This is a genomic window from Streptococcus sp. SG2 (assembly GCF_030439925.1).
Classification (GTDB): Bacteria; Bacillota; Bacilli; order Lactobacillales; family Streptococcaceae; genus Streptococcus; species Streptococcus gordonii.
The window spans coordinates 474,294-488,411 of sequence record NZ_JAQFJD010000002.1; the positions used below are offsets into that span (position 1 = coordinate 474,294).

The window sequence follows — 14,118 nt, forward strand, 5'->3', positions numbered from 1 at the left end:
GTGGCTTATGGCACATTTATTAGAAAAAACAAGAAAAATTACATCTATTTTGAAGCGCTCTGAAGAGCAACTTCAAGAAGAGTTGCCATACAATGACATTACAAGACAGTTGGCAGAAATTATGGACTGTAATGCTTGTATTGTTAATAGCAAGGGACGTTTGTTGGGTTACTTTATGCGGTACAAAACAAATAATGACCGTGTAGAGGCCTTCTACCAAACTAAAATGTTCCCAGATGATTATATTCGTTCTGCTAATTTAATTTACGATACAGAGGCTAATTTGCCAGTCGAGCATGAATTATCCATCTTTCCGGTTGAGACACAGTCGGATTTTCCAGATGGTTTGACAACTATTGCACCAATTCATGTTTCAGGGATTCGTTTGGGTTCCTTGATTATTTGGCGAAATGACGAGAAATTTGATAATGATGATTTGGTCTTAGTAGAAATTTCAAGTACCGTTGTGGGCATTCAGTTATTGAATTTCCAAAGAGAAGAAGATGAAAAGAATATCCGTCGTCGTACAGCAGTGACAATGGCAGTAAACACTTTGTCTTATTCAGAATTACGGGCTGTTTCAGCCATCCTAGGAGAACTAAATGGGAATGAAGGCCACTTGACAGCTTCTGTCATTGCTGACCGTATTGGAATTACGCGGTCTGTTATTGTCAATGCCTTGCGTAAGCTAGAGAGTGCTGGGATCATTGAGAGCCGGTCTTTGGGAATGAAAGGGACCTATCTGAAAGTGCTGATTCCAGATGTTTTTGAGGAAATAAAAAAGAGGGACTACTGATGGCAAAAGCGCTAATTTCCATTGATTATACAGTTGATTTTGTAGCAGATGAGGGTAAATTAACTGCAGGAGCGCCTGCTCAGGCAATTTCTGAAGCCATTGCCCAAGTAACTGAGGCGGCCTTTGAGCGTGGAGATTATATCTTCTTTACTATTGATGCCCACGATGAGAACGATGCCTTTCATCCTGAAAGCAAGCTTTTCCCACCCCACAATATCAAGGGAACTAGTGGTCGAAACTTATATGGACCTTTGGCAGATTTCTATGAGAAACATAAAGGAGATTCTCGGGTCTTTTGGATGGATAAGCGCCACTATTCTGCTTTTTCTGGGACGGATTTAGATATTCGCTTGAGAGAAAGGCATGTAGATACGGTCATTTTGACAGGAGTCTTGACGGATATTTGCGTTATGCATACGGCAATTGATGCCTATAATTTAGGCTACCATATCCAAGTGATAGAGCCGGCTGTTGCTTCGATTTCAGAGGAAAATCACAAATTTGCCCTCAATCACTTGCAAAATGTACTAGGTTCGACTATAATAGAAACAATTTAAAAGTAAAAGAGAAACAGAGTAGGTATGCTAACTTGCACAGAGAGCGCTGGAAGCTGAGAGCAGCGCCAAGAAAGCACAATTCGAAGAACATGTTTCATAATCTTTTGCGTGATAAAGCGCAAACGTTGCTCACGTTACGAGCTTAGAGGCTACCTTTTTAGGTGGCAAATAACAGTGGTACCACGGTTTTCGTCTGTTTTTACAGAGGAAGCTGTGGTTTTTTCTATATCTCTAAGATTTCATTCAAAATAGACAACGAAGTTCTATCCAAGGCTTTTTGATCAACCAACAAGGAAGCCGACAATGGATTTCTATAATGATTTGGTGGGCTATTGGTATGGGAATGCAAGAATATAGAAAAAGAAACTTTCACCAAATGAGAGTATAAAGAAAGAGGAAGAGATGAAAGAAATTTTTATCGGAAACTATGGTTTAGAGCAAGTTGGACAGACTATGACAGCACAAGGCTGGGTGGCAAATATCCGCAATCACGGTAAGCTGGCCTTTATTGAGTTGCGGGACCGTGAGGGCTTACTTCAGGTTTTTGTTAGCGGAGAGATTGAAGATTTTGCTAAGCTGGAAGAAATCGGCAAGGAAGATCTTATTGCAGTGACTGGACAAGTAGTTCAGCGTGAAGAGCGTTTTGTTAATAAGGCCATTAAGTCTGGTCAGGTAGAGCTGAGGGCTGAAAAGATTGAAGTCATTGCTGGTAGCAAGGCCCTGCCTTTTGAGCTAGATCAGCATGCTCATACAGGGGAAGACCTGCGTCAGAAATACCGCTACCTGGACTTGCGCCGTGAGAAGATGACACATAACCTTAAAGTTCGTCATCAGGTCACCTCAACTATTCGAGAATATTTGAATGGTTTGGACTTTTTGGAAGTTGAGACGCCTTATCTGACTAAGTCAACTCCTGAAGGTGCTAGAGACTTCTTAGTTCCTAGTCGGATCTTTAAAAATCAATTTTACGCCTTGCCACAGAGCCCGCAGATGCTCAAGCAGTTGCTTATGGGAGCTGGCCTTGAGCGCTATTATCAGATTGTTCGATGCTTCCGTGACGAAGACTTGCGAGGCGATCGTCAGCCAGAGTTTACCCAGGTGGATTTAGAGTTGAGTTTTGCAAGCGAGGAAGAAATCCGAGCTCTGGTTGAAGCTATGCTCAAGGCTGTTGTCAAGAAAACTCATGGTTTAGAGCTGACGGAAGCTTTTCCGACGATCAGCTATGAAGAAGCTATGAGTCGTTTCGGCTCTGATAAGCCAGATACACGCTTTGGTTTAGAGCTGAAGAATTTGACGGATTTATGCCAGTCCAATGAATCGCTTCTTATCAAGAAAGCCTTGGATAACCAAGAGGAAGTGATGGGAATCTGTGTGCCAGATGCGGCTAGTGCTTTTAGCAAAAAGCAACTAAGTCACTACTATCAGGAAATGAAGGAATTTGGTTGTAGCCGTTTTGCCAGCCTCAAGGTTGAAAATGGCCAGTTGGTTGGTGATTTGGCTAGCACCTTTGAAGCTGAAAGTCAGGAGTTACTGACACGTTTTGAGGCCAAGGATGGAGATTTGATTCTGCTAGTCATGGCTAAGAAGCGTCGAGCTCAGGAAGCATTGGGACATCTTCGCCTAGAAGTCGCAAAAGCTTTAGACTTGATTGATCCGAGTCTGCTTCATTTCCTCTGGGTTGTAGATTGGCCACTGCTGGAGTGGAATGAAGACCAAAATCGCTATCAAGCTATGCACCATCCTTTCACACAGGGAATCTTTGAAGAAGGCCAGGAGCCAGGTCAATTCCGCAGCCACGCTTACGACATCGTCTTGAACGGCTATGAGATTGGCGGAGGAAGTCTGCGGATTCATGATCGGAAGGCTCAGGAAGCTATGTTTGAGCTTTTAGGCATGAGCCGAGAAGACTATGAACGTGACTTTGGTTTCTTCTTGGAAGCCTTGGAATACGGATTCCCGCCACATGGTGGTTTAGCTCTAGGATTGGATCGTTTAGTTATGATCTTGGCTGGAGAGCAAAATATTCGCCAGGTCATCGCCTTTCCAAAAAATGGTACAGGCTTTGATCCTATGCTGGAAAGTCCGAGTCTGGTTGACCAAAGACAGGTAAAAGAATTGCATTTGGAATTGAAGAAATAGAGCCAAATATGGTAAAATGAAATGATGCGAATTCCTGAAAGATAGCAGGAATAAGCCCAAGAAAGGAGTTAGTGGATGCTAAACAAATCGGTGTCCGCTAGCTTATCAAATCAAACGTGAGCTAAGCTCTGGAAATAAAGAACTCATCTCAAATTCTTATTTTCAGTCGCTAAAACTCATATATTCTACGAAAGGAATCAGAGATGAAGATTACTCAAGAAGAAGTAAGTCATGTAGCTAAGTTGTCAAAACTGGCTTTCTCACCAGAAGAAACAGCTGAGTTTGCAACGACCTTGTCTAAGATTGTTGATATGGTTGAATTGCTCAATGAAGTGGATACAGAGGGTGTGCCTTTCACTTCTAATGTAGCTGCTAATATCAACTATATGCGAGAAGATGTGGCTCAGCCAGGCTGGAATCGGGAAGAGCTTTTCCAAAATGTGCCTGAAAAAGAGCGGGGGTACATCAAAGTGCCTGCCATCCTAGATGACGGAGGAGATGCCTAATGACTTTTAATCACAAGACCATTGAAGAGTTGCATGATTTGCTGGTCAATAAAGAAATTTCTGCGGTAGAGTTAACTCAGGCAACTTTGGCGGATATCAAAGAACGTGAAGGAGCTGTAGACAGCTTCATTACTGTCAGCGAAGAGGAGGCTTTGGCTCAGGCTGCGGCTCTAGATGCCAAGGGCATTGATGCTGACAATCTCATGAGCGGAATTCCGCTGGCAGTTAAGGACAATATCTCAACCAAGGGGATTTTGACGACGGCTGCCTCTAAAATGCTCTACAACTATAAGCCGATTTTCGATGCGACCAGTGTAGAGAAGCTCTATGGTAAGGATATGATTATCGTTGGGAAGACCAACATGGACGAGTTTGCCATGGGTGGTTCTAGCGAAAACTCTTACTTTAAGACGACTAAGAATGCTTGGGACAGCAGCAAGGTTCCTGGTGGATCATCTGGTGGTTCAGCGACAGCTGTTGCCTCTGGTCAGGTCCGTCTATCACTGGGTTCTGATACGGGTGGTTCTATTCGCCAGCCGGCTTCCTTTAACGGTGTAGTCGGCCTCAAGCCAACTTACGGACGGGTTTCCCGTTTTGGGCTCATTGCTTTTGGTTCTTCTTTAGACCAGATTGGGCCTTTCTCTCAAACGGTTAAGGAAAATGCACAGCTTCTGAATGTTATTTCTGGTAATGATCCTAAGGATTCTACATCATCACAAGAAGCAGTGCCAGACTTTACCAGCAAGATTGGCCAAGACATAAAGGGAATGAAGATTGCCCTGCCTAAGGAATACATGGGTGAGGGAATTGACAGCAAGGTCAAGGAAACGATACTGGCAGCAGCGAAGCACTTGGAGAGCTTGGGAGCTATCGTTGAAGAAGTCAGCCTACCTCACAGCAAGTACGGCGTGGCTGTTTACTATATCATTGCTTCTTCTGAAGCTAGTTCTAACCTGCAACGTTTTGACGGTATTCGCTATGGCTATCGTGCAGAAGGCATTGAAAATCTAGAAGATGTCTATGTCAAATCTCGCAGCGAAGGCTTTGGTGAAGAGGTGAAACGTCGGATCATGCTGGGTACTTTCAGCTTGTCATCTGGTTACTACGATGCTTACTTCAAGAAAGCTGGTCAGGTTCGGACCTTGATTATGCAAGATTTTGCTAAGGTTTTTGAAACATATGACTTGATCTTAGGTCCAACTGCACCAACAGTAGCATATGACTTGGGCAGTCAAAACCAAGATCCAGTGGCTATGTATCTGGCTGACCTTTTGACCATTCCAGTCAATCTGGCTGGCCTACCTGGCATTTCAATCCCAGCTGGCTTTGCAGATGGTCTTCCTGTTGGCTTGCAGCTGATTGGGAACCACTTCGATGAAGCGACCATCTATCAGGCAGCCGCAGCATTTGAAGCGACGACTGACTATCACAAACAGCAGCCAGTTATCTTTGGAGGTGAAAAATAATGAACTTTGAAACAGTTATCGGACTGGAAGTCCATGTTGAATTGAAGACCAATTCAAAGATTTTCTCACCAGCTCCAGCTCACTTCGGTGAAGATCCTAATGCCAACACCAATATCATCGACTGGTCCTTCCCAGGTGTTCTGCCTGTTATGAACAAGGGTGTCGTTGACTATGGAATCAAGGCTGCTCTGGCCTTGAACATGGATATTCACCAGAAGATGCACTTTGACCGCAAGAATTACTTCTATCCGGACAATCCAAAAGCCTATCAAATTTCTCAGTTTGATGAGCCCATTGGCTACAATGGCTGGATTGAGATTGAGCTAGAAGATGGGACGACCAAGAAAATCCGTATCGAGCGGGCCCACTTGGAAGAAGATGCCGGAAAGAATACCCACGGCAGCGATGGCTACTCTTATGTGGACCTCAACCGTCAAGGAGTGCCACTGATTGAGATTGTATCCGAAGCGGATATGCGCAGTCCAGAAGAAGCTTATGCCTATCTGACTGCTCTCAAGGAAATCATCCAGTATACTGGGATCTCTGATGTCAAGATGGAAGAGGGCTCCATGCGTGTTGACGCCAATATTTCTATCCGTCCTTACGGCCAAGAAGAGTTTGGTACCAAGACTGAGCTGAAAAACCTTAACTCCTTCAACTTTGTCCGCAAGGGTCTAGCATTTGAGGAAAAACGCCAGGCTGAAATCCTACGCAGCGGTGGCCAAATCCGTCAGGAAACCCGTCGTTATGACGAAGCAACTGGCGAAACCCTACTCATGCGGGTTAAGGAAGGTTCAGCGGACTACCGTTACTTCCCAGAGCCTGATCTGCCTATCTTTGAGATTGAGGATGCTTGGATTGAGCAAGTACGCAGCAGCCTGCCAGCCTTTCCAAAAGAACGCCGGGCTAAGTATGTGGGCGATTACGGTCTGTCTGACTATGATGCCAAGCAGTTGACCGCGACCAAGGCTGTGTCAGACTTTTTTGAAGCAGCTGTTGCGGCAGGTGGTGACGCTAAGGCTGTTTCTAATTGGCTCCAAGGAGAAGTGGCTCAATACCTCAATGCCGAAGGTAAGACCATCTCTGAGATTGAGCTGACGCCTGAGAACCTAACTGAAATGATTGACTTGATTGCAGACGGAACGATTTCTTCTAAGATTGCTAAGAAGGTCTTTGTTCATCTGGCTAAAAATGGCGGCTCTGCAAAAGAGTATGTACAGAAAGCAGGATTGATTCAAATCTCAGACCCTGCCCAGCTTCTGCCAATCATCCAAGAAGTATTTGCCAACAACGAAAAAGCTATCAATGACTATAAGGGTGGCAATAAGAATGCGGCTAAGTCCCTGATCGGTCAGCTCATGAAAGCAACCAAGGGCCAAGCCAACCCACAAGTAGCACAAAAACTGCTGAACGAAGAGTTGGAGAAACTTTAGAGATAAGTAGAAAACCAGTCGTGAGGCTGGTTTTTTTGCTTTTTCTTGGAATATCAGATATGATAGAATAGATAAAAATCAAAGGAGTTAGTTATGTCGGAAATTACAATAACGCGTGATACGGGTATAGTTGGTGTTGCACAAAAAGTAGCAGTATATCTGAATGGTGAACTTGTAGATAAACTTTCTAATAATGAAAGCAAAACTCTGGCATTTGAGGGAGACAGTGTTGAGCTACAGGTTGGACAAAGTTTTATGAAGTCTCATAAAATTCAAGTAAAAAATGGGCAAAAAGTACTTGTTAAAGCTTCTGGAATTCGTGTTATGCTAGGAATTCTTGGGACTATCTTAGGCTTACCTTATTTACTTCTTGAAATAGAGGGTTAATATTTCCAAATTGTAGCAGGAGCGGTATTTAAGATTTTCTAAACTATAGAAAAATCAGTCAAAAGTGACTGATTTTTTGTCTCATCTACGGTTATAACAAATAAAGTGATATGATTAGAAGTATCAAATTTTTAAAATTAAAACTTTTTTTCTGAGATTGTGTTAATCATTTGACAAGAAAAATGAAAAGGCTTACAATTTAGCTAATAATTTATAAAGCGAGGTATGTTTATGGCAAAAATGAAAGCTGCTCGTTGGTATGGCGCTAAAGATGTTCGCATTGAAGAGGTGGATGTACCGGAAGTCAAACCGCATCAGGTCAAGATTGCGGTCAAGTATACAGGAATCTGTGGAACTGACTTGCATGAATACTTGGACGGACCAATTTTTATTCCGACAGAAACAGAGCATGTCTACTCTGGACAGAAAGCGCCTGTAACCTTGGGACATGAGTTTGCTGGGGAAATTGTTGAGGTTGGAAGTGACGTAACACGGGTCAAAGTTGGCGATCGGGTAACAGTTGAGCCTATTTTAGCTAAGCATAATCTTGTCGGTGATTACAATCTGGACCCCAATCTAAACTTTGTCGGTTTGGCGGCTGATGGTGGTTTTGCTAAATATTGTGTTTTGGATGGAGACATTGTTCACAAAGTTCCAGATAGTCTTAGCTATGAGCAGGCAGCCTTGACAGAGCCTGCTGCTGTGGCAGTTTATGCAGTTCGTCAGTCAGCTCTTAAGACGGGCGATACAGCGGTTGTATTTGGTTTGGGACCAATCGGGCTCTTGATTGTAGAGGCTTTGCGGGCGGCCGGTGCCTCTAAGATTTATGGTGTCGAGTTATCTCCAGAGCGCCAAGCAAAAGCAGAGGAGCTTGGGGCCATCATTGTGCGACCAGAAGAAGGTGAAGATGTGGTAGCTGCTATCCAGCGTTTAACGGGTGGTGGAGCAGATGTGTCTTATGAAGTAACTGGGGTGCCAGTTGTGCTGGGACAAGCTTTGGCTTCTGTCCACAAGGCTGGAGAATGTATGGTTGTTTCTATCTGGGAACGAGAAGCTAGCATCAACCCTAATGAATTTGCCATTCAAGAAAAATCGCTTAAGGGTATTATCGCCTATCGGCATATATTCCCTAAGGTGCTGGAGCTGATGGAGCAAGGCTACTTCTCTGCGGATAAGCTTGTGACCAAGAAGATTAAGCTGGAGGATATTGTGCAAGAAGGCTTTATCGAGCTGACTCAGGATAAGGCTCAGATTAAAATTTTGGTATCCCCTGAATAAATTTTTGCTTAACTATGATATGAAAATCAGTCAAAATTGGCTGATTTTTCTTTATGGTTTATGCTATAATAAACAAAGTAATAGGGGAGAAATTTAGGATGTCTAAGACAGTAAGAGGGACCATTTATACACTAGTGGCTGGGACAGCTTGGGGGCTGTCTGGAACAAGTGGTCAATATTTAATGGTGCACGGATTTTCTGCTCTGAGTTTGACCAACTTTCGCTTATTAGTGGCGGGTCTTGCTTTGATGGGGATGGCTTATTTTGCTGATCCCAAGTCATTTGGTCAGATCTGGAAGGATAAACAATCACTCGTGATGATCTTTGTTTTTGCTTTGTTTGGTCTTTTTCTTAATCAATACGCCTATTTGGAGGCTATTCATGAAACAAATGCAGGAACAGCAACAGTGCTACAATATTTATGTCCTGTGGGAATTTTAGCCTACACCTGTATCAAAGACAAGGTCGCCCCAACAGTTTCCGAAGTATGCTCCATGTTTTTAGCGATTGGGGGGACTTTCTTGATTGCCACTCATGGTCAGCTCAATCAGCTTTCTATGACTCCTAAAGGTTTGCTTATTGGTCTCTTTTCGGCCTTTACTTATTCGCTCTATATCCTTTTGCCCATTGATTTGATTAAGAAATGGGGCAGTATGTTGGTCATTGGAATTGGCATGACCATGGCAGGTCTTTTGTTATTTCCTTTCAGTGGGCTCATTCAGCATCAATGGCAGTTTCGCCTGGATATTCTCTTTGCCTTGCTCGGTATTATCGTGATTGGAACGATTTTTGCCTACACCGTCTTCTTGAAAGGGACGAGTTTGGTAGGCCCGGTAAAATCAAGCTTACTGGCTTCAATTGAGCCGATTTCTGCTGTTTTCTTTGCCTTTCTAATTATGCAAGAACATTTTTATGCCTTGGATTTTCTGGGAATGGCTATAATTCTAGCTGCTGTTATGTTAATTTCCCTGAAAGATTTATTTATTCAAAGGAAAAAAGGAATTTTATAAAGATACAAAAAAGACGGAGACATTTGCCTCGGTCTTTTAGTTTTCTGATTTTGGTCTGTTTATTTGGGGACCATTTGCCAGAAGAGATCGATAATATAAGTCAAACCATAGGTGTAAACAACTAGTGTGAAGGGTTTGCACAGAATGATAATAATCATATAGCGCTTGAAAGTCATCTTGGTCAGAGCAGCCAGCATACAAAGAAAATCTGCGGGGCTGATTGGCCAAATCATCATAAAGATGAAAAAACGATCAAAACGATTGCCTTCATCAAGCCAGCCAATGTATTTGTCGTAAGTTCGCTTGCTGACAACGGATTGAACAAAGGCTGGGCCATAGATTCGAACCAGGTAGAAGATGATGGCGCAACCAATGACGATACCGATGTAGTTATAGATGGTTCCTACAATATGCCCATAGATAAAGACACCAGCAACTGAGGTTAAAGCACCAGGAATAATTGGGACCACAGTTTGCAAAATTTGTAAAAAAATAAAGAGTGGGGGTCCCCATATGCCTGCTTGTTGGATGAAAGCAGAGAGTGTTTCTTTTGATTGTAAAACTCCGGCTTGATAAGCCCAGATACAAAAGGCGATAGTCCCAACAGCTCCAATAATAGAAGACCAATTAATAACTTTTTGTAAAAAAGGGGACACAGCCTGTAATTGTCGATTTCTCTCTGACATACTCTCCTCCAATGAAATAAACTAATTCTACTATAGCATGTTTTACGTTTTTTGTAAGCTTTGGGCTGTGAGCGCCCAAAATTCTAAAAGATGATAAAATTATATAAGCAATTGACAATAATCTATAATTGTGCAAAAATTGGAAAGATTACATATATCTAGATTAAAATTTCAGAGTGTCAGGAGGGGCTCTAGTGGAAGAATATTTAAACTTATATCATCAAAAACTGTGGGAGATTGCTTTCGGTCATGTTGAGAAAGTATTTGGCGTTTTTTTCGTCATTTTGTTAGTTCTATCCATTTTTCCTATCTATATTTCATTTGACTTTTTGGTAAAAAGAAAAAAGCTCGTTTTATCGCTTACATGTATTCCGTTGTGTCTCATCTTCATTCTTTGTATGGTTGCGGAGTATGCCCATAGTTATGATAAAATTATGAATCCAGCTTCAATATACAACGATTCTTTAATGGTCGCTTCATTAAAAAGTGAAAGAGCTCTACCGATATTTGAGCATGTAGATGAAATCCCCTTAGCTAGTATTGATGGGGAGCTTAAGAGAGAAGATATTTTAGTATTTGCGGCACCTAATCCTACATATTATGATAGTTTGTTTGGTGGTATAGCACCGTTTTTAGTAGACAAGTGGAGGGTAGGGACAAATTTTCTAGTTGCTTTAGTAGGCTACGAAGAGAAAAATGGTAAATGGCAATCTGTTGACATTCGCATTGCACCAGGTGTTGAGGAGAAGGATTTTCAGAAATTCTCTAAGGTTCTTCACATAAAAAAAAATGAAGCAGAGGGTGCTACCAGTATTATTTATAAACTTCAAGATTTTTATGAATCAAAATTACGGAAAGAAAAAGACGGCTACTGTCTGGACTGTGAGTAAGTTTGTGTCCAAGATAAGAATTCTATGAGTTAGGAGAGTTATAGTGGAAGAATATTTAAACTTATATCATCAAAAATTATGGGAGATTGCTTTCGGTCATGTTGAGAAAGTATTTGGCGTTTTTTTCGTCATTTTGTTAGTTCTATCAATTCTTCCTATTTATATTTTTTTTAACTCCTTAGTCAGAAGAAAAAAACTCATTTTAGTTCTTATCTGTATTCCATTTTTAATGTTCATTCTTTGTATAGCTGCCGAGTATGCCTACAGTTATGATAAAATTATGAATCCAGATTCACCATACAACGATTCTTTGATGGTCGCTTCACTAAGGCATGAAACTGTTCTACCGATATTGGAGCATGTAGATGAAATCCCCTTAGATAGTGTCGATGGGAAGCTAAAGAGAGATGATATTTTAGTATTTGCTCTATCTAATCCTACCTATTATGACGCTCTGTTTGCAGATATCGCAAACTCTTTAGCTGGTGAGCAGACGATAGGGAAAGCATTTCTAGTTGCTTTAGTGGGCTACGAAGAGAAAAACGGTGAATGGCAATCTGTTGACATTCGTATTGCACCGGGTGTTGAGGAGAAGGATTTTCAGAAATTTTCTAAGGTGCTTCACATTAAAAAAGATGAAGCAGAGGGTGCTACCGGCATTATTCTCGATCTTCAAAAATTTTATGAATTAAAATTACGGAAAGAAAAAGATGGTCACGGGCCTAAACTGTGAGCATAATCTTTGTCCCATTTTAAAATAAAGCTTTCCATTTGGGGAGCTATTTTTATTTGCTTGGAAAATAGAAAAGTGAACATCACCTAGCTACTCTAGAAGAAAGAGGACCATGAGTGCCAAAAAGCCTATTTTATGCTATAATAATGAGAATACGAATTTTTGGAGAGAGATGTGGCGATTGAAGATTATATGCCGGACTTTGCGGTTGAGGCAGTTTACGATTTGACAGTAGAGAGTTTGAAAAAACAGGGGATCAAAGCGGTTTTGGTGGATTTGGATAACACCCTGATTGCTTGGAATAATCCTGACGGAACCCCAGAAATGAAGAAGTGGCTCAATGATTTACGGGACGCGGGTATTCGAATTATCGTAGTGTCTAATAATAACCAAAAACGGGTCAAGCGGGCTGTTGAAAAGTTTGAAATTGACTATGTCTACTGGGCCATGAAACCCTTCACTTGGGGAATTGACCGAGCGCTCAAGCTTTTTCATTTTGAAAAAAAGGAAGTGGTCATGGTGGGCGACCAGCTCATGACGGATATTCGGGCGGCTCATCGGGCTGGGATTCGTTCGATTTTGGTCAAACCACTGGTTGAGCACGACTCTATCAAGACTCAGATCAATCGGGCGCGTGAACGCCGTGTGCTCAAGAAAATCAATGAAAAATACGGTCCAATTCAATACAAAAAAGGAATTTAAGCATGGAAGAACTTCTCTGTATCGGCTGCGGAGCCACTATTCAGACAGAAGATAAGGGCAAGCTAGGCTACACGCCTCAGTCAGCTCTAGAAAAAGGCTTGGAGACAGGCAAACTCTATTGTCAACGCTGTTTCCGCCTGCGCCATTATAATGAAATCAGCGACGTCCAGCTGACGGATGATGACTTTCTACGGCTTCTGCATGAGGTTGGAGATAGTGATGCTTTGGTCGTCAATGTTATCGATGTTTTTGACTTTAATGGCTCGGTTATTCCTGGCCTGCCTCGTTTTGTTGCTGGAAACGATGTTCTTTTGGTTGGGAATAAAAAGGACATTCTGCCTAAGTCGGTCAAGGATGGCAAGGTGACCCAATGGCTGACGGAGCGGGCTCACGAAGAAGGTCTGCGTCCAGTCGATGTGGTCCTGACCTCTGCTCAGAACAAGCAGGCAATCAAGGACTTGATTGACAAAATTGAGCACTGCCGTAAGGGGCGTGATGTTTATGTGGTCGGCGTGACCAATGTGGGCAAATCCACTTTGATTAATGCGATTATTCAGGAAATCACAGGCGACAAGGATATTATTACGACTTCGCGCTTCCCAGGTACGACTCTGGATAAAATCGAGATCCCTTTGGCGGATGGCAGTCATATCTATGATACGCCGGGTATCATCCATCGTCACCAGATGGCTCACTATCTATCTGCTAAGAATCTCAAATACGTCAGTCCCAAAAAGGAAATCAAACCCAAAACCTACCAGCTCAATCCAGAACAAACCCTCTTTTTGGGTGGTTTAGGCCGTTTTGATTTTGTGGCAGGAGACAAGCAAGGCTTCACGGCTTATTTTGACAATGAGCTTAAGCTCCACCGTACCAAGTTGCAAGGTGCTAGCGAATTTTATGACAAGCATGTCGGCAGTCTCTTGGTGCCGCCAGTTGGCAAGGAAAAGGAAGAATTTCCAGCCTTAGTCAAGCATGAATTTATCATTAAGGATAAGACAGATATCGTCTTCTCAGGTTTGGGTTGGATTCGCGTCAGTGGTCCTGCTCGAGTAGCTGGATGGGCACCAGAAGGTGTGGCGGTTGTCACTCGGAAAGCGATTATATAATACTCAAGAAACAAAGGGGAATAAATCTCCTTAAAATAAGGAAGGAAAAGGCCATGAATAGTGGGGAGTAAAGCGAATCCTAGCTGTTTCAAGCCTTATAGAAGAACATGACACTAACATCAAAACAACGGGCCTTTCTCAACAGTCAGGCACATAGTCTCAAACCTATCATTCAGATTGGGAAAAATGGACTCAACGACCAAATCAAAACCAGCGTCCGTCAGGCACTGGATGCTCGAGAACTGATTAAGGTCACACTTTTGCAGAATACAGATGAGAATATCCACGAGGTCGCTGAGATTCTGGAAGAAGAAATCGGAGTGGATACGGTACAGAAGATTGGCCGGATCTTGATTCTCTACAAGCAGTCCAGCAAGAAGGAAAATCGCAAACTCTCTGTTAAAGTGAAACAAATTTAAGGAAAAA

General features: G+C 42.4%; 15 protein-coding genes. 14 read left to right on the forward strand and 1 reads right to left on the reverse strand.

Annotated elements, in window-relative coordinates; genetic code table 11:
* The first annotated feature begins 7 nt into the window (after nt 1-7).
* The 9 genes from codY to PCY09_RS06115 all read left to right on the forward strand — a co-directional run bounded on the left by codY (nt 8) and on the right by PCY09_RS06115 (nt 9,572).
* On the forward strand, nt 8-796 hold the full coding sequence (gene codY, locus PCY09_RS06075) for a GTP-sensing pleiotropic transcriptional regulator CodY (RefSeq protein WP_008808441.1): 789 nt from the start codon (nt 8-10) through the stop codon (nt 794-796).
* Nucleotides 796-1,353: a cysteine hydrolase family protein gene (locus tag PCY09_RS06080; RefSeq protein WP_061601529.1), complete on the forward strand. Its 558-nt coding sequence runs from the start codon at nt 796-798 to the stop codon at nt 1,351-1,353. Before codY ends, PCY09_RS06080 begins: the two co-directional genes overlap by 1 nt.
* A gap of 402 nt (nt 1,354-1,755) precedes the next feature.
* Nucleotides 1,756-3,492 carry an aspartate--tRNA ligase gene (aspS, locus tag PCY09_RS06085; protein WP_061601528.1) on the forward strand — a complete coding sequence of 579 codons (1,737 nt, stop codon included), beginning with the start codon at nt 1,756-1,758 and terminating at the stop codon, nt 3,490-3,492.
* Between the two features lie 203 nt (nt 3,493-3,695).
* Nucleotides 3,696-3,998 (forward strand): Asp-tRNA(Asn)/Glu-tRNA(Gln) amidotransferase subunit GatC, encoded by a 303-nt coding sequence (gene gatC, locus PCY09_RS06090; RefSeq protein WP_005591696.1) that lies wholly within the window; start codon nt 3,696-3,698, stop codon nt 3,996-3,998.
* A complete protein-coding gene (gene gatA / locus PCY09_RS06095) occupies nt 3,998-5,464 on the forward strand; it encodes an Asp-tRNA(Asn)/Glu-tRNA(Gln) amidotransferase subunit GatA (protein WP_061601527.1) in 1,467 nt (488 codons plus the stop codon). Before gatC ends, gatA begins: the two co-directional genes overlap by 1 nt.
* On the forward strand, nt 5,464-6,897 hold the full coding sequence (gene gatB / locus PCY09_RS06100) for an Asp-tRNA(Asn)/Glu-tRNA(Gln) amidotransferase subunit GatB (protein WP_061583333.1): 1,434 nt from the start codon (nt 5,464-5,466) through the stop codon (nt 6,895-6,897). Before gatA ends, gatB begins: the two co-directional genes overlap by 1 nt.
* 93 nt (nt 6,898-6,990) lie before the next feature.
* Entirely contained in the window at nt 6,991-7,284 is a 294-nt protein-coding gene (locus tag PCY09_RS06105) for a hypothetical protein (protein ID WP_061601526.1), read from the forward strand.
* Nucleotides 7,285-7,515: 231 nt separating this feature from the next.
* The gene (locus PCY09_RS06110) at nt 7,516-8,562 is read left to right on the forward strand and encodes a 2,3-butanediol dehydrogenase (protein WP_125396883.1); all 1,047 of its coding nucleotides are present in this window, start codon (nt 7,516-7,518) and stop codon (nt 8,560-8,562) included.
* Nucleotides 8,563-8,660: 98 nt separating this feature from the next.
* Nucleotides 8,661-9,572: a DMT family transporter gene (locus PCY09_RS06115; protein ID WP_061601524.1), complete on the forward strand. Its 912-nt coding sequence runs from the start codon at nt 8,661-8,663 to the stop codon at nt 9,570-9,572.
* A gap of 59 nt (nt 9,573-9,631) precedes the next feature.
* Here the strand turns inward: PCY09_RS06115 and PCY09_RS06120 are convergent, their stop codons facing one another.
* Complete coding sequence (locus PCY09_RS06120) at nt 9,632-10,258, reverse strand: TVP38/TMEM64 family protein (RefSeq protein WP_046165068.1); 627 nt, start codon at nt 10,256-10,258, stop codon at nt 9,632-9,634.
* A 194-nt stretch (nt 10,259-10,452) separates the two neighbouring features.
* Here PCY09_RS06120 and PCY09_RS06125 point away from each other — a divergent pair, with 194 nt between their 5' ends.
* From PCY09_RS06125 to yhbY, 5 genes are all read left to right on the forward strand, one after another.
* Complete coding sequence (locus PCY09_RS06125) at nt 10,453-11,148, forward strand: hypothetical protein (RefSeq protein WP_227250343.1); 696 nt, start codon at nt 10,453-10,455, stop codon at nt 11,146-11,148.
* A 43-nt stretch (nt 11,149-11,191) separates the two neighbouring features.
* Nucleotides 11,192-11,881, forward strand: coding sequence for a hypothetical protein (locus tag PCY09_RS06130; protein WP_227250342.1), 690 nt, complete (start codon nt 11,192-11,194; stop codon nt 11,879-11,881).
* A 174-nt stretch (nt 11,882-12,055) separates the two neighbouring features.
* Complete coding sequence (locus PCY09_RS06135; RefSeq protein ID WP_061601523.1) at nt 12,056-12,583, forward strand: YqeG family HAD IIIA-type phosphatase; 528 nt, start codon at nt 12,056-12,058, stop codon at nt 12,581-12,583.
* A gap of 2 nt (nt 12,584-12,585) precedes the next feature.
* Nucleotides 12,586-13,692 carry a ribosome biogenesis GTPase YqeH gene (gene yqeH, locus PCY09_RS06140; RefSeq protein ID WP_061601522.1) on the forward strand — a complete coding sequence of 369 codons (1,107 nt, stop codon included), beginning with the start codon at nt 12,586-12,588 and terminating at the stop codon, nt 13,690-13,692.
* 107 nt (nt 13,693-13,799) lie between these two features.
* Nucleotides 13,800-14,111, forward strand: coding sequence for a ribosome assembly RNA-binding protein YhbY (gene yhbY, locus PCY09_RS06145; RefSeq protein WP_002896287.1), 312 nt, complete (start codon nt 13,800-13,802; stop codon nt 14,109-14,111).
* Nucleotides 14,112-14,118: the final 7 nt, after the last annotated feature.